The 24,376-nt window shown below is 66.1% G+C and carries 22 protein-coding genes and 6 tRNA genes; 21 read left to right on the plus strand and 7 right to left on the minus strand.

Features of this window, described 5'->3' with window-relative positions; all coding sequences use genetic code 11:
- Positions 1–2 precede the first annotated feature (2 nt).
- From pepN to PVZ77_RS21375, 6 genes are all read left to right on the plus strand, one after another.
- Positions 3–2,642: an aminopeptidase N gene (gene pepN, locus PVZ77_RS21350; protein WP_273809415.1), complete on the plus strand. Its 2,640-nt coding sequence runs from the start codon at positions 3–5 to the stop codon at positions 2,640–2,642.
- Positions 2,643–2,958: 316 nt separating this feature from the next.
- The gene (locus PVZ77_RS21355) at positions 2,959–3,567 is read left to right on the plus strand and encodes a hypothetical protein (protein ID WP_273809416.1); all 609 of its coding nucleotides are present in this window, start codon (positions 2,959–2,961) and stop codon (positions 3,565–3,567) included.
- Between the two features lie 122 nt (positions 3,568–3,689).
- Positions 3,690–4,277, plus strand: coding sequence for a LemA family protein (locus tag PVZ77_RS21360; RefSeq protein WP_273809417.1), 588 nt, complete (start codon positions 3,690–3,692; stop codon positions 4,275–4,277).
- A gap of 4 nt (positions 4,278–4,281) precedes the next feature.
- Positions 4,282–6,141: a M48 family metalloprotease gene (locus PVZ77_RS21365; protein ID WP_273809419.1), complete on the plus strand. Its 1,860-nt coding sequence runs from the start codon at positions 4,282–4,284 to the stop codon at positions 6,139–6,141.
- Between the two features lie 68 nt (positions 6,142–6,209).
- Positions 6,210–7,112 (plus strand): response regulator, encoded by a 903-nt coding sequence (locus tag PVZ77_RS21370; RefSeq protein WP_273809420.1) that lies wholly within the window; start codon positions 6,210–6,212, stop codon positions 7,110–7,112.
- A gap of 3 nt (positions 7,113–7,115) precedes the next feature.
- A complete protein-coding gene (locus tag PVZ77_RS21375) occupies positions 7,116–7,961 on the plus strand; it encodes a hypothetical protein (protein WP_273809421.1) in 846 nt (281 codons plus the stop codon).
- On the opposite strand, the gene PVZ77_RS21380 is transcribed toward PVZ77_RS21375, so the two are convergent.
- Positions 7,949–9,139, minus strand: a complete 1,191-nt coding sequence (locus PVZ77_RS21380) for a serine hydrolase domain-containing protein (RefSeq protein ID WP_273809423.1) — start codon at positions 9,137–9,139, stop codon at positions 7,949–7,951. The genes PVZ77_RS21375 and PVZ77_RS21380 overlap by 13 nt on opposite strands.
- A gap of 59 nt (positions 9,140–9,198) precedes the next feature.
- On the opposite strand from PVZ77_RS21380, the gene PVZ77_RS21385 reads away from it, so the two are divergent.
- The gene (locus tag PVZ77_RS21385) at positions 9,199–9,738 is read left to right on the plus strand and encodes a peptide deformylase (RefSeq protein WP_273809424.1); all 540 of its coding nucleotides are present in this window, start codon (positions 9,199–9,201) and stop codon (positions 9,736–9,738) included.
- Here the strand turns inward: PVZ77_RS21385 and PVZ77_RS21390 are convergent.
- On the minus strand, positions 9,735–10,373 hold the full coding sequence (locus tag PVZ77_RS21390) for a DsbA family oxidoreductase (protein WP_273809427.1): 639 nt from the start codon (positions 10,371–10,373) through the stop codon (positions 9,735–9,737). The two genes, PVZ77_RS21385 and PVZ77_RS21390, sit on opposite strands and share 4 nt — an antisense overlap.
- 284 nt (positions 10,374–10,657) lie before the next feature.
- Between PVZ77_RS21390 and PVZ77_RS21395 the strand changes: the two genes are divergently transcribed.
- The gene (locus PVZ77_RS21395; protein WP_273809429.1) at positions 10,658–11,596 is read left to right on the plus strand and encodes a bestrophin family protein; all 939 of its coding nucleotides are present in this window, start codon (positions 10,658–10,660) and stop codon (positions 11,594–11,596) included.
- A 42-nt stretch (positions 11,597–11,638) separates the two neighbouring features.
- Here the strand turns inward: PVZ77_RS21395 and cprA are convergent, their stop codons facing one another.
- Positions 11,639–12,790 carry a cationic peptide resistance protein CprA gene (gene cprA / locus PVZ77_RS21400; RefSeq protein WP_273809431.1) on the minus strand — a complete coding sequence of 384 codons (1,152 nt, stop codon included), beginning with the start codon at positions 12,788–12,790 and terminating at the stop codon, positions 11,639–11,641.
- 139 nt (positions 12,791–12,929) lie between these two features.
- On the opposite strand from cprA, the gene PVZ77_RS21405 reads away from it, so the two are divergent.
- From PVZ77_RS21405 to PVZ77_RS21465, 13 genes are all read left to right on the plus strand, one after another.
- Positions 12,930–13,169 carry a DUF2789 domain-containing protein gene (locus tag PVZ77_RS21405; protein ID WP_273809433.1) on the plus strand — a complete coding sequence of 80 codons (240 nt, stop codon included), beginning with the start codon at positions 12,930–12,932 and terminating at the stop codon, positions 13,167–13,169.
- Between the two features lie 57 nt (positions 13,170–13,226).
- Complete coding sequence (locus PVZ77_RS21410) at positions 13,227–13,358, plus strand: hypothetical protein (RefSeq protein ID WP_007162893.1); 132 nt, start codon at positions 13,227–13,229, stop codon at positions 13,356–13,358.
- 187 nt (positions 13,359–13,545) lie between these two features.
- Positions 13,546–14,535: a DctP family TRAP transporter solute-binding subunit gene (locus PVZ77_RS21415; RefSeq protein ID WP_273809436.1), complete on the plus strand. Its 990-nt coding sequence runs from the start codon at positions 13,546–13,548 to the stop codon at positions 14,533–14,535.
- A 72-nt stretch (positions 14,536–14,607) separates the two neighbouring features.
- A complete protein-coding gene (locus PVZ77_RS21420; protein WP_273809438.1) occupies positions 14,608–15,729 on the plus strand; it encodes a beta-ketoacyl-ACP synthase III in 1,122 nt (373 codons plus the stop codon).
- Between the two features lie 70 nt (positions 15,730–15,799).
- The gene (locus PVZ77_RS21425) at positions 15,800–16,678 is read left to right on the plus strand and encodes a ParB/Srx family N-terminal domain-containing protein (RefSeq protein ID WP_273809440.1); all 879 of its coding nucleotides are present in this window, start codon (positions 15,800–15,802) and stop codon (positions 16,676–16,678) included.
- A 99-nt stretch (positions 16,679–16,777) separates the two neighbouring features.
- A tRNA-Ala gene (locus PVZ77_RS21430) sits at positions 16,778–16,853 on the plus strand.
- Positions 16,854–16,894: 41 nt separating this feature from the next.
- Positions 16,895–16,970: transfer RNA gene (locus PVZ77_RS21435), tRNA-Glu, on the plus strand.
- A gap of 39 nt (positions 16,971–17,009) precedes the next feature.
- Positions 17,010–17,085 (plus strand) — tRNA-Ala (locus PVZ77_RS21440).
- A gap of 34 nt (positions 17,086–17,119) precedes the next feature.
- Positions 17,120–17,195 (plus strand) — tRNA-Glu (locus PVZ77_RS21445).
- A gap of 40 nt (positions 17,196–17,235) precedes the next feature.
- A tRNA-Ala gene (locus tag PVZ77_RS21450) sits at positions 17,236–17,311 on the plus strand.
- Positions 17,312–17,345: 34 nt separating this feature from the next.
- Positions 17,346–17,421 (plus strand) — tRNA-Glu (locus PVZ77_RS21455).
- Positions 17,422–17,555: 134 nt separating this feature from the next.
- The gene (locus PVZ77_RS21460) at positions 17,556–18,698 is read left to right on the plus strand and encodes a GNAT family N-acetyltransferase (RefSeq protein ID WP_273809441.1); all 1,143 of its coding nucleotides are present in this window, start codon (positions 17,556–17,558) and stop codon (positions 18,696–18,698) included.
- Entirely contained in the window at positions 18,692–19,021 is a 330-nt protein-coding gene (locus PVZ77_RS21465) for a YnfA family protein (protein WP_273809443.1), read from the plus strand. Before PVZ77_RS21460 ends, PVZ77_RS21465 begins: the two co-directional genes overlap by 7 nt.
- 15 nt (positions 19,022–19,036) lie before the next feature.
- Here PVZ77_RS21465 and PVZ77_RS21470 read toward each other — a convergent pair whose 3' ends face one another.
- From PVZ77_RS21470 to PVZ77_RS21485, 4 genes are read right to left on the minus strand one after another with little or no spacing between them, the layout of a single operon-like run.
- On the minus strand, positions 19,037–19,267 hold the full coding sequence (locus PVZ77_RS21470; RefSeq protein WP_273809445.1) for a YheU family protein: 231 nt from the start codon (positions 19,265–19,267) through the stop codon (positions 19,037–19,039).
- Between the two features lie 54 nt (positions 19,268–19,321).
- Positions 19,322–20,509, minus strand: a complete 1,188-nt coding sequence (locus PVZ77_RS21475; protein WP_017640298.1) for an osmoprotectant NAGGN system M42 family peptidase — start codon at positions 20,507–20,509, stop codon at positions 19,322–19,324.
- Entirely contained in the window at positions 20,506–22,245 is a 1,740-nt protein-coding gene (ngg, locus tag PVZ77_RS21480; RefSeq protein ID WP_273809448.1) for an N-acetylglutaminylglutamine synthetase, read from the minus strand. Before ngg ends, PVZ77_RS21475 begins: the two co-directional genes overlap by 4 nt.
- 13 nt (positions 22,246–22,258) lie before the next feature.
- On the minus strand, positions 22,259–24,031 hold the full coding sequence (locus PVZ77_RS21485) for an N-acetylglutaminylglutamine amidotransferase (protein WP_273809450.1): 1,773 nt from the start codon (positions 24,029–24,031) through the stop codon (positions 22,259–22,261).
- Positions 24,032–24,376: the final 345 nt, after the last annotated feature.

The raw sequence follows: 24,376 nt of genomic DNA on the forward strand, positions 1-24,376 counted from the left end.
CCATGCGCACCGACCAGCCCCAGACCATCTACCTGAAGGATTACCAGGCACCCGAGTACCTCATCGAGGAAACCCGCCTCCGCTTCGAGCTGCATGACGACCAGACCCTGGTGCATGCCGAGCTGCGCCTGCAGCGCAACCCGACGCGTGGCGCGGGCTTGCCGCCGTTGGTGCTGCATGGCGAGGAACTGGAACTGCTGACGGTGGCGCTGGACGACCAGACCCTGGCGGCGAGCGACTACCAGGTCGAGGCGGGCAGCCTGACCCTGCAGCCGCAGGGCGAGGCCTTCGTGCTCAAGACTGCGGTGCGCATCCATCCGGAAAGCAATACCGCTCTCGAAGGGCTGTACGTCTCCGGCACCATGTTCTGCACCCAGTGCGAGGCCGAGGGCTTCCGCAAGATCACCTACTACCTGGATCGGCCGGACGTGATGAGCGTCTTCACCACCACGGTGGAGGCCGACAAGGCCAGGTACCCGATCCTGCTCTCCAACGGCAATCCCGTGGCCAGCGGCGACGCCGAGGGCGGACGTCACTGGGCGACCTGGGAAGATCCCTTCCCCAAGCCGGCCTATCTGTTCGCCCTGGTGGCCGGTGACCTCCGGTCCGTGGAAGACAGCTATCGCACGGGTAGCGGTCGCGACGTGGCCCTGCGCATCTATGTGGAACCGGAAAACATCGGCAAGCTGCAGCACGCCATGGACAGCCTGAAGAAGTCCATGCGCTGGGACGAGGAGGTCTACGGCCGCGAATACGATCTGGACATCTTCATGATCGTCGCGGTGAACGACTTCAACATGGGCGCCATGGAAAACAAGGGGCTCAACATCTTCAACTCCAGCGCCGTGCTGGCCAGTCCGCGCACCGCCACCGACGCCGCCCACCAGCGCGTCGAGGCCATCGTCGCCCACGAGTACTTCCACAACTGGTCGGGCAACCGCGTGACCTGTCGCGACTGGTTCCAGCTGTCGCTCAAGGAAGGCTTCACCGTGTTCCGCGACGCCGGCTTCAGCTCCGACATGAATTCGCCCACGGTCAAGCGCATCGAGGACGTGGCCTTCCTGCGCACCAACCAGTTCGCCGAGGACGCCGGCCCCATGGCCCACCCGGTGCGCCCGGATCACTTCATCGAGATCTCCAACTTCTACACCCTGACGGTGTACGAGAAGGGGGCCGAGGTGGTGCGGATGCTGCACACCCTGCTGGGGCCGGAGGGCTTCCGCAAGGGCACCGATCTCTACTTCGAGCGCCACGATGGCCAGGCCGTGACCTGCGACGACTTCATCAAGGCCCTGGAAGACGCCAACGGCGCCGACTTCAGCCAGTTCAAGCGCTGGTACAGCCAGTCGGGCACCCCACGCCTGGCGGTCAGCGAGCAGTACGATGCGGCGGCCAGGACCTATCGCCTGACCTTCCGCCAGAACTGCCCGCCGACCCCGGGCCAGCCGACCAAGGAGCCCTTCGTCATCCCGGTCCAGCTGGGACTGCTGGACGGCCAGGGCCGCGACCTGCCGCTGCGCCTGGACGGTGAGAGCTCCGCCCAGGGTACCGACCGGGTGCTGTCGGTCACCCAGGCCGAGCAGACCTTCACCTTCGTCGATGTGCCCGAGCAACCGCTGCCTTCGCTGCTGCGGGGCTTCTCCGCCCCGGTCAAGCTCAGCTTCCCCTACAGTCGCGAGCAGCTGACCTTCCTCATGCAGCACGACAGCGACGGCTTCAATCGCTGGGACGCCGGCCAGCAGCTGGCGGTACAGGTGCTGCAGGGCATGATCGCTGGCGAGCCGCTGGACACGCGGCTGGTGGAGGCCCTGCGTACGGTGGCCGCGGACGAGTCCCTCGACCCGGCCATGGTCGCCGAGATGCTGTCGCTGCCGTCCGAGGCCTACCTGGTGGAGCTGTCCGAGCAGGCCGATCCGGGTGCCATCCACGGTGCTCGTCGCCAGGCGCGGCGAGCCATCGCCGAGTCCCTGCGCGACGTGCTCTGGCAGCGTTATCGCCGTGCCCGCGAAGCCTCGCGCGCCACGCCCTACCAGGCCAGCGCCGACCATATCGCTCGCCGCAGCCTGCAGAACGCCGCCCTGGGCTATCTGATGCTGCTGGAAGAGCCGGAGGCGCGCGACGCCGCCCTGGAGCAATTCGAGCACGCCGACAACATGACCGAGCGCCTGGCCGCGCTGGGCGCGCTGGTCAACTCCGGCTTCGAGCAGGAAAAGGCCGAGGTGCTGGCGCGCTTCTTCGAGGAATTCAAGGCCGATCCGCTGGTGATGGACACCTGGCTCAGCGTCCAGGCCTCCAGCCCCTTGCCGGGCGGTCTGGCGCGCGTCCAGGCACTCATGGAGAACCCGGTCTTCACCCTGAAGAACCCCAACAAGGTGCGGGCGCTGATCGGTGCCTTCGCCAACGCCAACCTGGTCAACTTCCACGCCGAAGATGGCAGCGGCTATCGCTTCCTGGCCGACCAGATCATCACCCTCAACCGGCTCAATCCGCAGATCGCCTCGCGCCTGCTCACGCCCCTGACCCGCTGGAAGAAATACGGTCCCGCGCGCCAGGCACTGATGCGCGCCGAGCTGGAGCGCATCCTGGCCAGCGGCGAGCTGTCCAGCGACGTCTACGAGGTGGTGAGCAAGAGCCTGGCGTAGGACCATCCGTAGGTTGGGTTGAGCCCTGCGAAGCCCGACCTCGCTCGCCTCTGCAAAGCCTGACGCCCAGCGTCAGGCTTTTTTTCGTCCAGCTGTTCTCCGCAGCCAAAGCTCCCGGCTCCGCCCGCGAAAAGGCAGCGCATGCTCCGTGCCTGACAGCTCGTCTCCGCTCTGAAGCCGCTGGGCTGATAGAGATGCTTTAGGCTGCCAGCTGTATTCAAATCAGCTGCAGAACGAGGCGCCGCCGCCGACAGGGTGGGCAGGGCGTTTCGAACGGCACCCAGGCCCTAATCACCGAAAGAGCGCGGAGCGGCAGATGAGTCATGCACAGCTGATGGATTGGGGATTCGTCCTGATAACCCTGTGCAATATCCTGCTGATCGCCCTGGTGGTGTTTCTCCTGTGGCAGCGCTATGTCGCCAACGACGCGGCATCCAGGGTCGAGGTCGCCAGCGACGAGCAGGCACCGCCGGTTTCCGAAGCGGTCGACAGTCTGCCTGCCGTTGCCCAGCCACCAGCGGTCCCCGCTAGCAGCGGCCCGGCGGCGAACTGTAACGTCGATCTCTTCGACGAGGGGCCGGAAGAGGTGTACGACGCCAACTATCCCGAGTGGAAGAAAAGCGACGACCCCTATGTCGAGGAATTGCTGTCGCACCGCGAAGCCCTGGAGCTCAAGGTGGACAATATGGTCATGCGGCTGACCCGGGCGCACAAGGTGGTGACCGGCCTGCGCGCGCAGAATCGCGAACTGCGCGCCTCGGAGGCTCACGCCCAGCGGCTGCAGGAAGAGCTGACCCGGACCCAGACCAGCCTTGCCCAGGTGCGCCAGGAGCGTGACGCCCTTTTGCTGGAGCTACAGCCCGGTCGCAAGGCGGACTCGATGCCGCGCCATCCGACTGACGCGGGTGCGCCTTCCTCCTCCTGAGCGGTGGTGTAGGACGCCTGATCACCAGCCATCCCCTCAACCGTCACCTCCGTCGCGCTGCGCAACCGTCGGCGCTGCTTGTCCCTAGACTGGGGATTCTCAGCACCTTCAAGGACGATTCGATGAAACTGCTGCTCCTGCTGGCTGCCCTGGTCGCCATTGGTCTATTCGCGATCAGCCTCTACAACGCCCTGATCACGGCGCGTAACGCCTATCGCAACGCCTTCGCCCAGATCGATGTCCAGCTCACCCGCCGGCACGAACTTATCCCCAATCTGGTGGAGGCGGTGAAGGGCTATCTGCAGCACGAGCGCGAGACGCTGCAGGCGGTGATGGCGGCGCGGCAGCAGGCGCAGTTAGGTCTGCACCAGGCCAAGACCCGACCGGAAGATCCCGTTGCGCTGGCCGCTCTGGAGCAGGGCGAGCAGGGGCTGGGCAGCGCCCTCGGGCGGTTGTTCGCCGTCAGCGAAGCCTATCCGGAGCTCAAGGCCAACGAGACCGTCCTGCAGCTGATGGAAGAGCTGAGCTCCACGGAAAATCGCCTGGCCTGTGCGCGCCAGGCCCATAACGATGCGGTGATGGACTACAACAATCGCTGCGAGACCTTTCCCGGCTCGCTGGTCGCCAAGCGCTTCGGCTTCCGCCTGGCGCAACCTTTGGCCCTGCCGGACGGAGGCGCCCGCCCGGCACCGCGGATCAGCCTGAGCTGAGCGCGTGCGCTTTCTCGAAGACCAGGCCGCGGCGCGTCGGCGCACGCGGCTCTGTCTCGCCTTGCTGGCCCTGGTGGTGCTGCTCATGGCGCTGGCCAGCGCCGGCCTGGCCCTGGTGTTCCTGCCACGGGAGGTGATCGACTATCTGGGTGGGCGCGAGGCGACGCTGGTCAAGACCGGGCTGGTGTTCACCGCCATCATCGCCGCGGCCTCCTGCTGGAAGGTCCGGCAACTCGCCCGCCTGGGCGGAGAGGCCGTGGTCAGGCGGCTGGGCGCGCTGCCCCTGGACGATCAGGCCGACCCCGGGACCTGCCAGTTGCACAATGTGGTGGCGGAGATGGCCCTGGCCGCCGGCATCCCGGTGCCGCGCCTCTACCTGTTGCCGGACGAACCGGCCATCAATGCCTTCATCAGCGGCTACGGACCGGCCGATGCGACCCTGTGCCTGACCCGCGGCGCCCTTAAACAGCTGACCCGCGATGAATTGCAGGGGGTGGTCGCCCACGAATTCAGTCATCTGCTCAACGGCGACATGCGCCTGAATCTGCGTCTGCTGGGCTGGTTGCATGGCATCAGCCTGATCGCCGACCTGGGGCGGGAACTGTTCTCCGATCGCAGCTCGGCCACCGGCCGGGGCACTGGCAACCACCTGCTGGGCTGGTTGCTGGGCATCCTGCTGCTGGTGATCGGCGGCTGCGGGCTGTTTTTCGCCAATCTGATCCAGGCCGCGGCGGCGCGCTCGCGCGAGCGCCTGGCGGATGCCTCCGCCGTGCAGTTCACCCGCCAGCCCCAGGGGCTGGCCAATGCCCTGAAGAAGATCGCGGCCCATCCGCTGCAGGGGCGGCTCTATCACCGCCGGGCGCGCAGCGTCGCCCACATGGTGCTGGGCGATTCGGAGGCCTCCTGGTTCGCCACCCATCCCCCGGTCCTGGAACGGATCCGGCAGCTGGAACCAGGATTCGACGAATGGCAGCTCGAGCGACTCCGGGCCGAGGCCCTGCTGCCCATGGGTGTTGCCCATGTCGCGGGCAATCCGGCATCCGACGTGGCGCCGCCGGTGTCCGCCGCGCCCCCGCTCGCGGCGGAAGCGATCGCCGCGCCCTGGCGGGACATTCCCGCGACCCTGCAGGCTTTCGTGCGGCAACCCCGGCAGGCGGCGGAGTTGCTGCTGGCGCTGGCTGCCAGCCCGTCGGCAACCGACGGCGGGGCAGGGCAGCAGTGGGCCGACAGCCTGCATCCGTCGCTGCGCTTGCCGGTTGCCCAGCTGACCTTTCCGGCCATCCGCCAACTGCCGCGGCCAGCCCTGCGCCAGGTGCTCGTCGACCTCAAGACAGGCTTCGCCGCTGCGCCTGAACTGGATCTTTCCCGCTACTGCCTGGCGCGCATCATCCAGCGCCAGCTGATCGGCAGTCTGGCGCCCGGGCGTCAGCGGCTGTCGGGGCGGGGAACGCTTGCCCAGGCCCAGGCCGCGGTGCTCACCCTCTATGCGGTGGCCGCCGAACAGAACCACAGGGACGTCCAGGCCGCTCGGCGAGCCTTTCTGCTGGCCGTCGCCAGCACCTTTCCCAGCCTGCATCGTGCCTACGAGCCCCCGCATCCCTGGCGTCCAGCGCTGGATGGTGCCCTGGCGCAGCTCGGCCTGCTGAGCGTCGCGGCGCGCACCCTGGTGCTGGAGGGGCTGCTGTGCCTGATCAAGGCGGACGAGCGCGTCCAGACCTCGGAGCTAGAGCTGTTGAGGTTATATTGTACGGTCCTCGAATTGCCGTATCCTGCGTTGGACGAATACCTTTCAGTTGCCGATGACAAGCCGTCGCAAAAAGGTCGCCGTTCAGCTGATACTGGCCATGTGATATCTGATGTGTGATCCATACTGGCGCCCGAGGTGGGCAATCACCGAGGGATAACGCGGCGTTCATTATTCAGGGATGGAACATGAAGTTCCTCGTGGTAGACGATAGTCGAGCGGTCCAGACCATCATCAAGCGGATTCTGGCGAATACCGGCTACAGGGATATCGAATTGCGCGTGGCGTCCACCGGCGAGGAAGCCGTGACGCTGCTGGAGAGTTGGACCCCCAACCTGGTGCTCACCGACTGGCACATGCCCGGGATGACCGGTCTGGAGTTGCTCCAGGCGATCCGCCAGCGGGTGGGCGCCGATATCCATGTGGGCTTTGTCACCACCGAGTCCTCGGCGCGCAACATCGAGGCGGCCTACCGCAATGGCGCGGCCTTTGTCGTGACCAAGCCCTTCGCTCAGGAAACCCTGCAGCAGGCGGTGCTCACCGTGCTGCAGGACGGCGCCAGTGCCGAACAGGCCATCGAATCCTCCGGTCGCGAGAGCCTGCCGATCCCGACCCGCTTCAATCCCGATCCACAGCGTATTCGCCAGTTGCTTGGCCTCTCGTCCATCGTCTGCCAGATCGAGCCCATGGCGCCGATCCCGGTCGATCGGCTGGCCTTGCCCTATGTGATCGGCATCTATGGCCATCCGCAGAGCAAGGCACTGGAAGCCGTCTGCCTGCTGGACCTCAATGCGGCCTGCATTCTCGGTGGCGCTCTGGCCGGATTCTCGCCGGCGGCCATCCATGCGGCCATCGCCAGCGCGACCCTGAGCCGCGAGATCTACGAGAACGCCACCGCCTTCCTCGCCGACCTCAGCGGCATGATCTCCGCCGGCAAGGGCGGGGCGCCGCTGGTGCTGAGCACCAGTCACCTGGTGCAGAAGCCCTTCGAGAAGCTCTACAGCCTCTGGCGGCAGAACAATGGACGCGCCGATTTCAGCCTGTCCTTTCCCGGGCTCGGCGACGGCTTCATCGCCTTCCTGTTGAGCTAGGGAATGAACGACTCGCGCTTCGTCGAATGGGGCTTCTTGCTGGTCACCCTGTCCAACGTGCTGCTCATCGCCCTGGTCCTGGCGCTGCTCTGGCAGCGGCTCTTTCCGCGTCCTGAAGCGGCGAGCGAAGAGCGCGAGACTCTCGAGCCCGGCGAGGCGGTGCCGCTCGCCAGTCAGGCCGAGACCGCGGCCAGCCTGATCGACGCGGCGCGGCAGGCGGATGTCGAACCCCTGGGCCGGGCCATGAGCGACAGCCTGGACTTGGTGGGCCGTCTCGACGGGGTCGAGGGCGACGACTATCCGGACTGGAAGAAGACCAACCAGCCCTATATCGACGACCTGCTGGCCCACCGCGAGCATCTCGAATTCAAGCTGGACGATCTCAAGTCCAAGCTGGACCGGGCGCACAAGCTGGTCACCAATCTGCACGTGCAGAATCGCGAGATGCGCGGCGCGGAGGCGAAGCTGCAGCGCCTGAGTCTCGAGCATGACCGGGTCCAGGGCACGCTGCTGGAAACGCGCCACGAGCGCGATCAGCTCAAGGCAACGGTCCAGCGACTCGGCGACGACCTGCAACGGCTGCGACAGCAGCCGATTACCTCGGCCGCCGCGGCCTCGCCCGAGGGGGAAGGGCAATTGCAGGAGGAGCTGGAGACCCTGCGCGAAAGCCTCGAAGCAGAACGGGCGAAACTGTCGCGGACCCTGGTGGAAAAGGAATTCATCGAGCAGGTGTTCATCGATACCGATGCCGTCACCGACAGCTACCAGGCCCTGCAGCACGAGCATGCCGCGCTGCAGGAGCAGCTGCAGGCGCTCCAGGCGCGCCTGGAGTCCGCTCAGTCGCGGTAGAGGGCGGCGAGGATGGCCTCGGGGAAGGGCCCGCTCATGCCGGCGATCGCGGTGTTGGTCAGGATCACCACGCTCAGCTCTCGCGCCGGATCGATGAACCAGGCATTGCCGTAGACGCCGCCCCACTGCAGGGTGCCGGGCGCCTGCGGGGTCCTGGCCACCCGCGCATCGCGCAGTACCGCCGCGCCCAGGCTGAAGCCCCAGCCCGGCGCATCGTCGCGTTGCAGCCCCGGGATCTGGTCTTCCATGATCAGGCGCTGGCTGGCCGGCTTGAGCAGCTTGCCCTGGCGGAGCGCTTCCAGAAAGGCGAGATAGTCGCCCGCGCTGCCCTGCATGCCACCACCGCCCGAGGCGAAGGCCTGCGCCGAAAGGGCGCGCGCCGGCGAATAGAGGATGCCACCCTTGGGCATGGGCAGCAGATAGGGCTCGCTCATGGGCTCGGGGCGCGGATAGCCGTCGCGATAGGCCGTGGCCAGGCGCCCGGCGTCGCTGACGTGGAAGCTCAGATCGTGCAGGTCCAGCGGCGCGGCCACCTCCTGCTGGACGACCTCGGGCAGGGGTCGCCCGGTCGCGGCCGCCAGCACGCCGCCCATCACGTCCAGCCCGAGGGAGTAGCGCCACTGGGTGCCCGGCTTGAAGTCCAGCGGCACACCCGCCAGGCGCCGCAGATTCTCTTCCAGGGTCAGCGGAGCCCCATCCAGGCCGTCGGAGACCCCGGCGCGATGATAGGGACCGTTCGAGTCTTCGCCAAAGCCGTAGTGCAGGCCGGCGGTATGACTGAGGAGCTGCACCAGGGTGGGTACGGCCGGGGTGCCGTCGGCCAGCCGCGGGGTGAAGTAGGGCAGGTAGCGACTCACCGGGGCCTGCAGATCCAGGCGCCCCTGGTCCGCCAGGCGCAGGGCCGTCACCGCCACCAGCGGCTTGGTCAGGGAGGCGAAGCGAAACAGCTGGTCCTCGCGCATCGGCCGCTGCGCTTCGCGATCGGCGAAACCGGCCGCGCGGCGATACACCACCTGGCCCTGACGAGCGACCATGACCACCGTGCCGACGATACGCTGCTGGGCGACGGCGCGTTCCAGGATCGGATCCAGGCGGGCGGCGAGGGTGGCGTCCTCGGCCTGGGCGAGGTTTGTACTCAGGCCGAGGCCGAGTGCGCTGGCGAGCAGTAGGGAAGACATCTGGTTTAAGCTCCTGGCGAAACGCCGGCGGCTGGACCGGCCAAGGGAGGAATCCTCGCATGATTCGCGACATTTTGAAGATGGGCGATCCGCGCCTGCTGCGGGTGGCACCGCCGGTGGCGGCCGAGCGCTTCGGCTCGGCCGAGCTGCACGGTTTGATCCAGGACCTGTTCGACACCATGGCCGCCGCCGGTGGCGTGGGCCTCGCGGCGCCCCAGATCGGCGAGGACCTGCAGCTGATGGTCTTTGGCTTCGAGCGCAATGCCCGCTATCCCGACGCGGCGCCGGTGCCGCTGCAGGTGCTGATCAACCCGCGGATCGAGGTGCTGGACGCCCGCGAAGAACTGGGCTGGGAAGGCTGCCTGTCGATTCCCGGACTGCGTGGCGAGGTGCCGCGGCCACGGCGGATCCGCTATCGCGGCGTGGATGGCGACGGCCGCGCCGTCGACCAGGACGCCGAGGGCTTTCATGCCAGGGTGGTGCTGCACGAATACGATCACCTCATAGGGCGCCTCTATCCCTCGCGGATCCAGGATTTCGCCCGCTTCGGCTTTACCGAGGTGCTCTTCCCCGAGCTGATGCCGGACGCGCAGCGCTAGGCGCCGGCCGCCTCCAGCTGCGCCCGGACGGCCGCCGCCAATTGGGCGAAGGGCACCGCGCCATCCAGCGCCCGAGCCGCTTCGACGGGCGCCCCGGCGGAGCGCAACAGCAGCGTCGGTACCGCGGTGATGCCCAGGGCTTCGGCGCGATCCTCGGCATGCAGCACCAGGTCGGTGTGATCGCCACGGGCAAGGCTGGCCTTCAAGGCGTCGCTATCCAGACCACTGCGCCGCGCCAGCTCGAGCAGCACGTCCAGTTCGCCGATATCGCGGCCCTCCTCGAAGAAGGCCTGGAAGACCGCCAGATGGAAGGCATCGAAGCGATCGTGTTCGCGGGCGAACTCCGCCGCCTCTAGCGCCAGGCGACTGCGCGGTTGCACGGGGGGCAAGCGCAGCACCATGCCGTACTCCGTCGCTATGGGGTAGACGGCGCGATCCCAGGTCCGGCGCAGGTAGTCGCCGGCGGGATCGAGAGTGGGCGTGGGCTCGGGGCGCAATTCGAAGGCATGCCACTCGATGGCCAACTGGTCGCCGAATTCCTCCTGCAGACGCACCAGCTGGGGCAGTTCCAGGTAGCAGAAGGGGCAGACGTAATCGCTCCAGACATCCAGACGAACGCGCGGGGTGGCGGTCATGGCAGTGCTCCGGAAGGGCATGGTGTGCGTCGGACCGCACCCGGGCGCGGATGTTCGGTGCCGGTGTGGATATCCCTGGGCGTTCCGGCGCCCGGTCAGGTCCCGCCGCCTCGATGGGCGTCAGGCCGCGACCGGATGGCCGTTCATATCCGGAAATGGAATGGCCACCGGTCAATTACGTGAATTGGGCGGCGATCCGCGCTCCAGACGCTTGCCTTGAACCTGCGTCCGACCCCAGGTTCCTATGGCGGCACCCCTTCTTTCACGCGCTAAGGACTATCACCTTGGGCTATTTCCACCGCATCCTGACATTCCTTCGGCAAACCTTCACCTACGTCGGCTGGTCGGTCTTCTGGCTGTTGCTGTGGGACATCGCCGTTACCGCCGACTACATGCTGCTGGTCGAGCAACGGGCGCAGTTGCCCAATATTCCGCTGACGCTGATCGGCTCGGCGTTGATCGTGCTGACCAGCTTTCGCAACACCAGTGCCTATCAGCGTTGGTGGGAGGCACGCACGCTCTGGGGCGGCATGGTCAACAGCTCGCGCAGCTTCACCCGCCAGGTGCTGACGCTCATCGACGATGGCGACGAGCATTTCAATGCGATCAAGACGGTGCTCATCGAGCGCCACCTGGCCTATGTCCGCTGCCTGGCCTGCCAGCTCAGCGGCGATCCGCTGCCCAAGGAAGTCCGTACCTACTTGGGCAAGGAGGAGTGGGCCATGCGCAAGGAGACCAACAACTTCGCCAATGCCATCCTCAGCGGCTCCTCCAGCCTGATCGCCCTGGAATACCGCGCGGGTCGGCTGGACAGCATTCGCCTGGAGCGACTGGAGGCCACCTTCGTCGACATGTCCAACTGGCAAGGCGGCATGGAGCGCATCGCCAACACGCCCTTGCCCTATCCCTATGTGAACTTCCCGCGGCTGTTCATCTTCCTGTTCTGCGTGCTCATGCCCATCGGCCTGGTGGAAAGCCTGCAGTGGTACACGCCACTGGCCTCCACGGTGGTGGGCTTCATCTTCCTGGCCATGGAGAAGGTCGGTACCGACCTGCAGAATCCCTTCCAGCGCAGTCGGCACCAGATCACCATGGGCACCATCTGCAACACGATCGAAGGCAACCTGCGCACCATGCTGCGCGATGCCCGCGGGGGTTATGCCTCGGTCAGCGACATCGTGCGGGATTCGCGGTTGAATTCACCGGAGAAGGATACCGTCTGAGCAGGGCCCGGTGCCGGCAGTTGCCAGCACCGGGCACGCGCCTCATTTGAAATCCCACTGCATCTGCGCCGGAATGCTGATGTCCCGCGAGGAATGCACGCAGACATCCAGGTAGTCGGTAAAGCGCGGCGGGGCGGCGATGCCTTCGTCGAGCAGGCGCTGGTTGTCGAACAGGTAGTTGAGGTCGGCGAATCCGCCGTACAGCTTGAGCGCCCGCAGTACCAGGCGCGGATTGGCCGGGCCGATGCGCTCGTTGAAGTCGGCGGCCAGCTCCTTGAGGTCGGCGCTGTCCACCTGGCGATAGCGCTCGCCGACCGGGGCGTCGCCCATGGCACCGGCATAGGCTTCGTCGATTTCGCCGAAGGTGCAGGCGCCGGCGTTGCCCGCGGAGATGTGGTACAGGCTGTAGTTCAGCTTGGGCTTGAGCGCCAGTTCCACCAGGGCTTCGGCGCAGTAGTCCACCGGGATGACATCGATCTGCTCATCGAGCCCGCAGGTGAAGCGCTCCAGGGCGAAGCCCATGCGGAACACCCAGAAGATGCTGCCCGACGCCTTGCAGCCCGAACGACGATGACCCACCACGATCGAGGGGCGCGCCACCACCAGGGGCAGCAGCGGCAGCTCGTTGCGCAGCTTGAGCTCGATGGCGGCCTTGGAGGCGGTGTAGTCCACCAGCTGCTGGTCCGGTTCGGGGAAGTCCCAGGTCTCGGCGACCGGCGATTGGCGCTGCGGGCCGCAGGCCATGGCGGTGCTGACATGCAGGAAGCGCTTCAGGCGCCGCGACTGGGCGCACGCCTCGGCCAGGGCGAAGGTGCCTTCGACGTTGACCGGCCAGATCTTCGGATTGCGCGAGAAAGAGGCCACCGCCGCGCAGTTGATGACCTCGTCCAGCGTCTGCAGCAGCGGCTTGGCGGCGTCGATCCAGTGGGTGTCGAGCAGGTCGCCACAGAGGATCTGTTCGGGCTTGAGCAGGGCTGCCAGGCGCTCGTCGACGTCATGGACGCGCAGATTCTGCAGCAGGCGCTCCAGGCCTTCCGCCGGGGTAGCGGCACGGACCAGGAACCTCAGCCCTTCGACATGGCCCAGCTCCAGCAGGCGCAGGGTGACGGCGCCGCCGAGAAAGCCGGTGGCCCCGGTAACTAGGATGCGACGCGGCGCGGCGGTGAATTGAATGGAAGAGACGGGAAGCGACATGGCGGAGGCCCTAGTTGGCGGAACGTGGGCGTACCTTAAGGTTCGACGCTGAAGGATTTATTAAGGCGGGGGAACCCCTTGAGGCTGGCGTCTTTCTAGATACCTGAGCGTAACGACCGATAACCGCCTGGAGACCCCCATGGAACTTCCCGTTCACGATCTGACGACCCTCTTCGAGCAACTGGGCCTGGACTCCGATCCGGCTGCCATCGATGATTTCATCGCCAGCCATTCCCCGCTGCCCGACGCGGTCAAGGTATCCGAAGCCGACTTCTGGTCGCCGGCGCAGAAGTCCTTTCTCAAGGACGAGATCATGGGCGACGCCGACTGGGCACCGATCGTCGACGAGCTGAACGTCCGTCTGCATAGTCATGACTAACGCTACAGGGCTGGAAGCATTCAGCCCTGCAGACCCTTCCCTTTCCGGAGACTTGCCATGAATGCCGTCCATGCCCAGCAGCAGCCGAACGATCCGCCCGTCGCCGACGATGAAGACGAGGTGAGCGAGGAACAGCTCGACGAATCCGTCGAGGAAACCTTCCCCGCAAGCGATCCCATTTCGCCCTGATGGTTTCCTGGCGCCGTTTCGGCGGCGCTGTCCCTACCCCTGATCCGCCTTTCTTGCACACTCGTCGTGCCGTTTTCCTCCGTTGACCAGCCTTTCCCGCCGCGACTGCTAAGGTGATTGCGTCGCGCACGCATCGCGACCGGGGTCGCGCGGGCGATCCGATGGATCGTTCAACGCAGGGAATCCCATGATCAAGACCTTCTTCGCCACCGTGGCCGGCTCACTCTTTGCCCTGTCCATGCCCTTTGCCGTGGCCGAGCCCATCGTCATCAAGTTCGCCCATGTGGTGACGGACGATACGCCCAAGGGCCGCGGAGCCCTGCAGGTGCAGAAGCTGGTGCAGGAGCGGCTGGCCGGCAAGGTCCGGATCGAGGTCTATCCCAATTCCAGCCTGGTGGGCGATGCCGACGAGCTGGAGGCCCTGCGCAGCAATCGGGTCCAGCTGCTGGCGCCCTCGGTTTCCAAGCTCAACGCCCTGGCCAAGCCGCTCAGGGTCTACGATCTGCCCTTTCTGTTCGACAACATCGAGGCGGTCAAGCGCTTCCAGCGCCGCGACAAGAGCCGCGAACTGCTGGGCAGCCTGGTCCCCCACGGCATCACCGGGCTGGCCTACTGGAACAACGGTGGCCGGCAGCTCTCGGCCACGCGGGAAATCCACGTCCCCGCCGACCTCAAGGGCCTGACCTTCCGCGTCGAGTCCTCCGAGGTGCTGGCGGCCTACTACCAGCAATTGGGCGCCCAGGCGGTCAAGCTGCCCTTCGCCCAGGTCTACGACGCCCTGCGCGCCGGCAAGGTGCAGGGGGCGGAGAATCCCTGGTCGAATCTGCTGGGGCAGAAGATCAATACCGTGCAGCCCTATATCGTCGAGGACAACCACAGCTTTCTCACCTATATGCTCATCACCAACACCGCCTTCTGGAGCGGGCTGCCCTTCGAGATCCGCAGCGAGCTGGAGGCCATCCTCGAAGAGGTGTCCCAATCGGTGAATCGCGATGCCGAAGCCATCAACGCCAGGGCCCGCGAGCGGGTAGCGGCGGCCAATACCAGCAAGATCCTGGTGCCGACGGCTGCCGAGCGCGAGGCCTGGCGCGCGGCGGTGGCGCCCCTGATCAAGCGGTATGAAAGCGAAGTGGGCAGCGACGTCCTGCGCGCCGCCGAGGCCGCCAATCGGCGCTGAGATTGCACGGGCGTCCACCCCGGATTTGCGGCAAACTGGCACGGCGTCATCCCGACAACAAGAGGAATAGCCGTGCAGCACGCGGTCATCAGCGGTAGTGGGCTCTATACGCCGCCCGAAAGCATTTCCAACGACGAGCTGGTTGCGTCCTTCAACCAGTGGGCTGGCCAGTGGAATGCCGAGCATGCCGAAGCCATCGCCCAGGGCAGCCTGGCGCCCCAGCCGGAATCCAGCGCCGCCTTCATCGAGAAGGCCTCCGGCATCCGCAGCCGCCATGTGGTCGACAAGGCCGGCATCCTCGATCCGGCGCGCATGGTCCCGCATATCCCCGAGCGTTCCAACGACGAGCCCTCGATCCTCTGCGAGATGGGTGTCGCTGCCGCACGCGAGGCCCTGGAACGCGCCGGGCGAACGGCCGCCGACATCGACGGCGTCATCGTCGCCTGTTCCAACCTCCAGCGTCCCTATCCAGCGGTAGCCATCGAGGTCCAGGCCGCACTGGGGATCCAGGGCTACGGCTTCGACATGAACGTCGCCTGCTCCTCGGCGACCTTCGGTCTGCAGACCGCGGCCAACGCCGTGCAACTGGGCCAGGCGCGGGCGGTACTGGTGATAGATCCGGAGATCTGCACCGGCCATTTGAATTTCCGCGACCGCGACAGCCATTTCATCTTTGGCGATGCGGCCACCGCGCTGGTGGTGGAGCGCGCCGACCAGGCGACCTCGGCGCACCGCTTCGAGATCCTCGGGACCCGGCTGTTCACCCAATTCTCCAACAACATCCGCAACAACTTCGGCTTCCTCAACCGCGCGGCGGAGGAGGGCATGACCCATCCGGACAAGCTGTTCGTCCAGGAAGGGCGCAAGGTGTTCAAGGAGGTCTGCCCGCTGGTGGCCGAATTGATCGCCAATCACCTGGCCGAGTTGGATATTCCCGTCGCGCGGGTTTCGCGCTTCTGGCTGCATCAGGCCAACCTGGCGATGAATCAGCTCATCGTCAAGCGCCTGCTGGGCCGCGAACCCGAGTCCGGCGAGGCGCCGGTGATTCTCGACACCTACGGCAATACCAGTTCGGCCGGTTCGGTCATTGCCATGCATCTGCACCACGAGGACCTGGCCAGTGGCAGCCTGGGCGTGCTCAGCTCCTTTGGCGCCGGCTATTCCATCGGCAGCGTGGTGCTGCGCAAGGTCTGATCGACGGCAGGAGTCTTCCCGGGATGACCGTTGTCGGACCTGGGAAGACATCTTGAAATAGGGAAACCCCGTGCCGCCAGGAAGCCTGCTCCAGGTCCAGCTGCGTCAGCTGCGCCCCACCCAGCCCGCGATCGGCCATGACCAGGTGCTGTACAAGCTTGGCAAGTACGCTTGCGACCGGCGCAAGCTGTTCGACGACTACTGCGAAGCCAACGGCCAGCACCTGAGTGGTGGCGGCCAGCCGAGCACCAGCCTGCGCTCGGCCGGTGACGCCCTTGGTGTGCGGCCGCCGGGTACCTGCCCGGACGAGATGAAGACCGTCGTCATAGGGCCGGGACGGCAGCTCTATCTCACCGATGGCCACCACACCTTTTCCGCTTTCTGGGAGCATCCCGGTGGCGGCCCGGAGACCCCGGTATGGGTCAGGGTCACCGACGACTTCAGTGGCGCTGCGAGCATGGCGGAGTTCTGGATTCGGCTGCTCGACGAGCGCAAGGCCTGGCTCAAGGACCCCCAGGGCCGCCCGATCCTGCCCGAGCAGCTCCCGGAAACCCTGGGCCTCACCGCCATGGCCGACGATCCCTACCGCGCGCTGGTGTATTTCACCCGCCAGATCGGCTACGACAAGCCGCGTACCCCGGACGGTCGGGTGCTGCCGTCGGAATTCCTCGAGTTCTACTGGGCCGAGTGGCTGCGCATGCTGCTGCCCCTGCAGGGCTACGATCTCGACGAGCGCAAGAGCTACGCCAAGGCCGTGGAGCAGGCCGCCAAGCTGATGGTGGCCAACCCCGGCATGCTGATCGGCAGCTCGGGGCGCACGGCCCTGGAGATGGGGGGTTATCGCGCCCTGGACAAGAAGGTGCTGCGCAAGCTTTCCGCCAGCGACGGCAAGTTCACCTACCTGCTGGCCGCCCGCGCCCAGCGTGCGGCCCTGGCGCGGGCGATCTAGTCGTTTTCCGGCTTAAGTGCCTGTTACTAGCAGGTTTTTTTCTTATTGGTGTTGACAGGGGAGGCCGGGCCTCTTAACATGCGCCCCGTCCTGACCGACGGGGCTATAGCTCAGCTGGGAGAGCGCTTGCATGGCATGCAAGAGGTCGACGGTTCGATCCCGTCTAGCTCCACCAAATTTCGGTTCCGCCTGCGGGGGGGATCGGTAGAAGGTTTCGTCCCCTTCGTCTAGTGGCCTAGGACACCGCCCTTTCACGGCGGTAACAGGGGTTCGAGTCCCCTAGGGGACGCCATATCTGTCACGTATCCCAGACGTGGCGAGCGTTGTACGCGGGGCTATAGCTCAGCTGGGAGAGCGCTTGCATGGCATGCAAGAGGTCGACGGTTCGATCCCGTCTAGCTCCACCAAATTCGTGATTCGCAAGGATCGCACCAGGGTAACGTCCCCTTCGTCTAGTGGCCTAGGACACCGCCCTTTCACGGCGGTAACAGGGGTTCGAGTCCCCTAGGGGACGCCATATCGGTCACGCATCCCAGGCGTGGCAAGATGCTGTACTTGGGGCTATAGCTCAGCTGGGAGAGCGCTTGCATGGCATGCAAGAGGTCGACGGTTCGATCCCGTCTAGCTCCACCAATTTCGTGATCCGCAAGGATCGCACCCGGGTAACGTCCCCTTCGTCTAGTGGCCTAGGACACCGCCCTTTCACGGCGGTAACAGGGGTTCGAGTCCCCTAGGGGACGCCACACTAGAAAGAAACCGCCTCCTGGCGGTTTTTTTTCGTCCGCACGAAAGCCAGCCGCCAGAGTCTTTCACAGGTGCCCGTCCGGGTACCGATCTGTGTTAGACCTGTCGGCCGAGTTCAAGCAAGGGGAGTGGCATGACCGTCGAGTATCTCTACAGCCTGGCCCAGGTACCTGCCGCCCAGTGGAACGCGCTGCTGGCGGACGACCAGCCCTTTCTGCGGCATGAATTCCTCGCCACCCTGGAAGACAGCGGCAGCCTGGGGCAGGGAACCGGGTGGCAGCCGGCGCACCAGATCCTCAAGGATGACCAGGGGCAGCTACGGGCCGCGATGCCGGCCTATCTGAAGATGCACTCCTATGGCGAATACGTCTTCGACTGGGCCTGGGCTGACGCCTGCCGCCGTGCCGGGATCGACTACTATCCCAAGCTGCTGGCCGCCGTGCCCTTTTCACCGGTGCAGGGCGCGCGCCTGCTGGGCGATCCGGCTGCCTGCGCGACGCTGCTCGACGCCACCACGGGCAGCCTGGCCGATCTGGAGCTCTCCAGCCTGCATGTGAACTTCACCGATCCCAAGGCCGATGCCCTGCTCCAGGATCGCGAAGGCTGGCTGGCGCGTCTTGGCTGCCAGTTCCACTGGCATAACCGCGGCTATCGCGACTATGGCGACTTCCTCGCGGCCCTGACCTCGCGCAAGCGCAAGCAGCTGCGCAAGGAGCGTGACCAGGTGGCCGGCCTGGGGGTGAGTTTCGAGTGGCGTAAGGGCGCCGAGCTGAGCGAAGCCGAGTGGGACTTCGTCTATGCCTGCTACGCCAACACCTACGAGGTGCGTGGCCAGGATCCCTATCTGACCCGCGCCTTCTTCAGCCTGCTGGCCGAACGGCTGCCCGAGGCGATTCGGGTGGTGCTGGTCCGCCAGGGCAGTCGGCCGGTGGCCATGGCTTTCTACCTCAGGGACGGCGACACCCTCTATGGCCGTTACTGGGGCTGCCTGCAGGAGTTCGACCAGCTGCATTTCGAGACCTGTTTCTACCAGGGCATCGAATACGCCATCGCCGAAGGGCTGCAGCGCTTCGATGCCGGCGCCCAGGGCGAGCACAAGCTGATCCGCGGCTTCGAGCCGACCCTGACCCGTTCCTGGCACTACCTGGTGCATCCGGGCCTGAGAGCGGCGGTGGCGGAGTTTCTCGATCAGGAGCGCGACGGTGTCCAGGCCTATGCGCAGCGGGCCGCGGAGGCCTTGCCCTATCGCCAGGACGATGGCGCGGCGCCATGCTGAACTATCTCTGGTTCCTGCTGGCCGCGCTGTTCGAGATCGCCGGCTGCTATGCCTTCTGGCTCTGGCTGCGGCTGGATCGCAGCCCCTGGTGGATAGCGCCCGGGCTTGCCAGCCTGGTGCTCTTCGTCCTGCTGCTGACCCGTATCGAGTCGGCCTATGCCGGACGCGCCTATGCGGCCTATGGCGGTATCTATGTGGTGGCTTCGCTGGGGTGGCTGGCCCTGGTCGAGCGCACCCGGCCGACCTGGACGGATCTGGCGGGCGGTCTGCTGTGCATGGCCGGGGCGCTGGTGATCCTGCTGGCGCCGCGCGGCAGTGCCTGACAGACGCGAGACGCGCTAGTCGTTCAGCAGTTCGGGCGACACGTCGCGGCGCAGCACCAGTTGGCACAGCGCGCTGTCCGGATCGAAGAGGATGACGGCTTCACCAGTCTCCAGGGCACGCCGGGCGCGCTGGGTACGGGTCGCCAGCGGCGTCTCGTCACCGTTGTCGGTGCCGTCGCGGGTAACGAAGTCTTCCAGCAGGTTGTCGAGGGTGGCGGCAGCGAGCTGGTCGTGGGGAATGATCATGGAGAAGGACCTGGAAAAAGGCGCCCAGGATACCCCAGGCGCGATATTCGAACGCTATTTGCTGCCGTCGCCGACGACCTCCTCCAGCGGCGGCAGGTGCGTCTGGTTGTCCATCTGGGTGTCTTCCGGCAGCAGCTGGTGACCGAAGCGATCCAGTGAGCTGTCGGCCGGCTGGGCATCGCTGTCGAACACCGGGGGGCTGAGCATGTAGCCGGTCAGCAGCTGGCTGAGCGCCGCCAGGCTGACGATATGGGTGCGCTCGTAGCCATGCGTGGCATCGCAGCCGAAGGCGAGCAGGGCGACCCGCACGTCCTGGCCGGAGCTGATCGCCGAGTGGGCGTCGCTGTAGTAGTAGCGGAACAGGTCGCGGCGCACCGGTATGTCGTTGCGTTGCGCCAGGCGCAGCAGGTGCCGCGACAGGTGATAGTCGTAGGGGCCGGCGGAATCCTGCATGGCGACGCTCACGCGGTGCTCGTCGGATCGCTGTCCGGGGGCCACGGGAGCGATGTCGATGCCGACGAATTCGCTGACGTCCCAGGGCAGGGCACCGGCGGCGCCCGAGCCCACCTCCTCGGTGATGGTGAACAGCGGGTGGCAATCGATCGGCGGGGTCTGGCCGGTTTCCTTGAGCATCTTCAAGGCGGTGAGCAGGGCGGCGACGCCGGCCTTGTCGTCCAGATGGCGCGAACTGATGTAGCCGCTGTCGGTGAACTCCGGCAGCGGATCGAAGGCGACGAAGTCGCCGACCTGCACGCCCAGCTGCTCGGTCTCGTGGCGACTCTTGGTCACGGCGTCCAGGCGCAGCTCGATGTGGTCCCAGGTCACCGGCATCTTGTCGATCTCGGTGTTGAAGGCGTGGCCGGAGGCCAGCAGCGGCAGCACGCTGCCTCTCAGGGTACCGTCATCGGTGAACAGGCTGACGCGGCTGCCTTCGGCGAAGCGGCTCGACCAGTGGCCCACGGCCGCCAGGCCCAGGCGACCGTTGTCCTTGATCTCGCGGACGATGGCGCCAATGGTGTCCAGGTGCGCGGAGACGGCGCGATCCGGACTCTCCTTGTGGCCCTTGATGGTGGCGCGGATGGTGCCGCGGCGGGTCAGTTCGAAGGGGATGTCCAGTTCGTTGAGCCGTTCGGCGACGTACATGACGATGGTGTCGGTGAAGCCCGTGGGGCTGGGGATCGCCAGCATGTCCAGCAGGACCTTGCGCAGGTAATCCAGATCGGGTTCGGGCAAGCGATTCATAGCGGAACCTCCCGGGACAGCGGGAACAGCAGGTCGATGAAGCGTTCGGCGGTGGGGCGTGGCTCGTGGTTGGCCAGGCCCGGTCGCTCGTTGGCTTCGATGATGACGTAGTCGGGCGAATCGGCGGCGGGCACCAGCAGGTCCATGCCGGTGACCGGGATGTCCAGCGCCCGGGCCGCCTGGACCGCTGCGTCGGCCAGCACCGGATGGAGGCTGTCGGTGACGTCCTCCAGAATGCCGCCGGTGTGCAGGTTGGCGGTCTTGCGCACGGCCAGGTGGGTGCCGGCGGGCAGCACGCTGTCCCACTCGTAACCGGCACCGCGGATGGCGCGTTCGGTTTCCTCGTCCACCGGGATGCGCGACTCGCCGCCGGTGGCGGCCTGACGGCGACGGCTCTGGGCTTCGATCAGGTCCCGGACGCTGTGCTGGCCATCGCCGACGATTTCCGCCGGCCGGCGAATGGCCGCGGCCACCACCTCGTAGCCAATGACCACCACCCGCAGGTCGAGGCCCTGGTGAAAGCTCTCCAGCAGCACGCGATCGTCATGGCGCTGCGCCGCCTGGATGGCGGTGGCGAGGTGTTCGGCGTCGCTGATATCCACGGCCACGCCCTTGCCCTGCTCGCCATTGACCGGCTTGACCACCAGGGCGCCATGCTTCTCCAGAAAGGCGGCGTTGTCTTCGTCGCTGCCAGCCAGTTGCTGCTCCGGTACCTTCAGCCCGGCACGGGCCAGGGTGCGACTGGTCAGCACCTTGTCGGCGCAGAGGGTCATGGTCACGGCGGAGGTGAGATCGGTGAGGGATTCGCGGCAACGAATGCGCCTGTTGCCCTGGATCAGGGTGAAAAGACCCCCTTCGGCATCGTCCACCTGCACCTCGATGCCACGCCGCAGGGCTTCGTCGACGATGATCCGGGCATAGGGATTCAGCTCGGCGGCAGGGCCGGGGCCGAGGAACAGCGTCTGGTTGATGCCGTTCTTGCACTTGATGGCGAAGGTCTGCAGCTGACGGAAACCCAGCTTGTCGTAGAGTCGCTTTGCCTGCAGGTTGTCATGCAGCACCGACAGGTCCAGGTAGGCCAGGCCGCGGCTGGCGTAGTGCTCGATCAGGTGGCGAACCAGCGCCTCGCCGACACCGGGCCGGCTGCACTCGGGCGAGACCGCCAGGCACCACAGCGAAGAGCCGCCGTCGGGATCCCGGAAGGCCTTGACGTGATTGAGGCCCATCACCGAGCCGATGATGGCGCCGCTGTCGTCGTCTTCCGCCAGCCAATAGACCGGACCACCTTTGTGCCGCGGCGTCAGCCGCTCGGTGTCGACGGGCAGCATATGGCGCTGCTGATAGAGCCGGTTGATCTCGCTCCAGTCTTGCGCGGAGCAGGCGCGGCGGATACGGAAGCCGCGATAGATCCGGCGAGCCGGGCGATAGTCGCTGAACCAGACCCGCAGGGTATCGCTAGGATCGAGAAACAGCTGTTGTGGCGCCTGGGCCAGTACCTGGTGCGGTGCGGCCACGTAGAGCGCGATGTCGCGCTCGCCCGGCGTTTCGGTGAGCAGTTCCTTGGCCAGACTGGCGGCATCGGGATAGGTGTGGCCGACGAGCAGCCGCCCCCAGCCGCAATGGAGGCAGAGCGGCTGGGAAGTCGGATGGTCGCCTTCCGCCAGGCGCGCCTGCAGCCGTTCGTAGGAGGGCGTCTGGGCACGCTGGAGGCGCTGGTTGTAGCTGGTCGCTTTCATGGGTGGTGCACCCTCACAGTCCGTGTTCGCTCATCCAGAGGTTGAGCGCGGCGAGTTGCCAGAGCTTGGAACCGCGCAGGGGCGTGATTCGATCGGCCGGATTGGTCAGCAGGCGATCGATCTCGGCGGTGTCGAACAGACCGCGATCCTGACTGGGGTCCAGCAGCAGCTCGCGTACCCAGGTCAGAGTATTGCCTTCCAGGTGCTTGAGACCCGGCACCGGGAAATACCCCTTGGGCCGGTCGATAACCTCCTGAGGAATGACCTTGCGCGCGGCGGCCTTGAGTACCTGCTTGCCACCATCGCCCAGTTTGAACTCGGCGGGAATGCGCGCCGAGAGTTCGGCGAGGCGATAGTCGAGGAAGGGTACCCGGGCTTCCAGGCCCCAGGCCATGGTCATGTTGTCGACCCGCTTAACCGGGTCATCCACCAGCATCACGGTGCTGTCCAGGCGCAGGGCCTTGTCGACCCCGGCGCTGGCGCCCGGCTTGGCGAAGTGCTGACGGACGAAGGCTTCGGCGGCATCTTCCTCCAGGCGTACACCTGCCTGCACGGTGGCGGCGTACTGGGCGTAGTCGCGGTCGAAAAAGGCGGCGCGGTAGGCGGCGAAGGGATCGGCGGCGCCATGCACCTGGGGATACCAGTGGTAGCCGGCGAAGAGTTCGTCCGCGCCCTGACCGCTCTGGACCACCTTGCAGTGCTTGGAGACCTCACGGGAGAGCAGGTAGAAGGCGATGCAATCGTGGCTCACCATGGGCTCGCTCATGGCCGAGAAGGCACGCGGCAGCTGCTGGATGATTTCGTCTTCGGCGATGCGCAGTTGATGGTGGCAAGTGCCGTAGTGATTGGCGATCAGGTCGGAATACTGGAATTCGTCACCGCGCTCGCCGCCCGCATCCTCGAAACCGATGGAGAAGGTCAGCAGGTCCTTGACCCCCGAATCGTGCAGCAGGCCCACCAGCAGGCTGGAATCCACGCCACCCGACAGCAATACGCCCACCTCGCGCGCGGCGCGCTGGCGGATCGCGACGGCACCCTTGAGGCCGTGCAGGACCCGCTCGGCCCAGTCGTCCAGGGTGTAGCGGCGCTCGTCTTCACGGGGGCCGTAGTCCAGATTCCACCAGGTCTCCTGGTGCTGCTGGCCCGAGGCATCCACGGTCATCCAGGTCGCTGGCGGCAGCTTCTGCACGCCCTGCAGGATGGTGCGCGGCGCCGGTACCACGGCATGGAAGTTCAGGTAGTGGTTGAGCGCGACCGGGTCGATGCGGGTGTCGATGTCACCGGCTTCCAGCAGGGCGGGCAGGCTGGAAGCGAATCTCAGGCGCTTGTCGGTGAACGAGAGATACAGCGGCTTGATCCCCAGGCGATCCCGGGCGATGAACAACCGGCCGCTGTCCCGCTCCCAGATGGCGAAGGCGAACATGCCATTGAGCTTGGGCAGCATGTCCTTGCCCCAGGCGTGATAAGCCTTGAGCAGGATCTCGGTGTCGCCCCCGGAATAAAAGCTATACCCCTTGGCTTCCAGCTCGGTACGCAGTTCCGGATAGTTGTAGATGGCGCCGTTGAACACCATGGAAAGACCCAGTTCCGGCTCGATCATGGGTTGGCCCGAAGCTTCCGCCAGATCCATGATCTTCAGCCGGCGATGGCCCAGGGCGACCGGTCCCTGGCTATGGAAGCCCCAGGCATCGGGTCCGCGCTGTTCGAGGCGGTGGGTAATGCGCTCCACCACGCTGATGGCTGCGGGTTGTTGATCGAAACGAAGCTCTCCGGCGATGCCGCACATGGTTCTGTGCCTCTTGAATCCTTGGGATGCGGCGCGGTGAGTTCAATCCCGAACCCGGCGTGCGCATCCAATGCGTGTGGACTTCTCGCGATCCTTGAGAAGCCAATGCAGGGGCGCTGTGCGTGTGGGAGGCGTGGAGCGGACAGGTCGTCTGTCTGGCGCTCCAGGTCTGAACGCACGCATTGGCCGGCAGCAGGTCTCAGAGAGGGTGGGGTGCCGCCGGTCAGGGCCTCAGGTTACGAGCCCCAGGCGCGGCGGATGGTTCCATCGAAAAGCCCGTGGCTGCCGCCACCGTCACAGGTGCGGCTGTCAAAATGGCTTGCTTATGTTATAATGTATCTTTAT

Source organism: Pseudomonas sp. SHLD1 (assembly GCF_028640935.1).
GTDB classification, from domain to species: domain Bacteria; phylum Pseudomonadota; class Gammaproteobacteria; order Pseudomonadales; family Pseudomonadaceae; genus Chryseomonas; species Chryseomonas aestiva.

Coding starts and splice junctions, on each gene's coding strand:
- pepN (WP_273809415.1), top strand. CDS start 3: ATGCGCACCGACCAGCCCCAGACCATCTACCTGAAGGATTACCAGGCA.
- PVZ77_RS21405 (WP_273809433.1), top strand. CDS start 12,930: ATGGAACTTCCCGTTCACGATCTGACGACCCTCTTCGAGCAACTGGGC.
- PVZ77_RS21380 (WP_273809423.1), bottom strand. CDS start 9,139: ATGTCTTCCCTACTGCTCGCCAGCGCACTCGGCCTCGGCCTGAGTACA.
- PVZ77_RS21390 (WP_273809427.1), bottom strand. CDS start 10,373: ATGACCGCCACCCCGCGCGTTCGTCTGGATGTCTGGAGCGATTACGTC.
- PVZ77_RS21415 (WP_273809436.1), top strand. CDS start 13,546: ATGATCAAGACCTTCTTCGCCACCGTGGCCGGCTCACTCTTTGCCCTG.
- PVZ77_RS21470 (WP_273809445.1), bottom strand. CDS start 19,267: ATGATCATTCCCCACGACCAGCTCGCTGCCGCCACCCTCGACAACCTG.
- PVZ77_RS21370 (WP_273809420.1), top strand. CDS start 6,210: ATGAAGTTCCTCGTGGTAGACGATAGTCGAGCGGTCCAGACCATCATC.
- PVZ77_RS21360 (WP_273809417.1), top strand. CDS start 3,690: ATGAAACTGCTGCTCCTGCTGGCTGCCCTGGTCGCCATTGGTCTATTC.
- PVZ77_RS21475 (WP_017640298.1), bottom strand. CDS start 20,509: ATGAATCGCTTGCCCGAACCCGATCTGGATTACCTGCGCAAGGTCCTG.
- PVZ77_RS21355 (WP_273809416.1), top strand. CDS start 2,959: ATGAGTCATGCACAGCTGATGGATTGGGGATTCGTCCTGATAACCCTG.
- cprA (WP_273809431.1), bottom strand. CDS start 12,790: ATGTCGCTTCCCGTCTCTTCCATTCAATTCACCGCCGCGCCGCGTCGC.
- PVZ77_RS21485 (WP_273809450.1), bottom strand. CDS start 24,031: ATGTGCGGCATCGCCGGAGAGCTTCGTTTCGATCAACAACCCGCAGCC.
- ngg (WP_273809448.1), bottom strand. CDS start 22,245: ATGAAAGCGACCAGCTACAACCAGCGCCTCCAGCGTGCCCAGACGCCC.
- PVZ77_RS21375 (WP_273809421.1), top strand. CDS start 7,116: ATGAACGACTCGCGCTTCGTCGAATGGGGCTTCTTGCTGGTCACCCTG.
- PVZ77_RS21385 (WP_273809424.1), top strand. CDS start 9,199: ATGATTCGCGACATTTTGAAGATGGGCGATCCGCGCCTGCTGCGGGTG.
- PVZ77_RS21410 (WP_007162893.1), top strand. CDS start 13,227: ATGAATGCCGTCCATGCCCAGCAGCAGCCGAACGATCCGCCCGTCGCC.
- PVZ77_RS21460 (WP_273809441.1), top strand. CDS start 17,556: ATGACCGTCGAGTATCTCTACAGCCTGGCCCAGGTACCTGCCGCCCAG.
- PVZ77_RS21465 (WP_273809443.1), top strand. CDS start 18,692: ATGCTGAACTATCTCTGGTTCCTGCTGGCCGCGCTGTTCGAGATCGCC.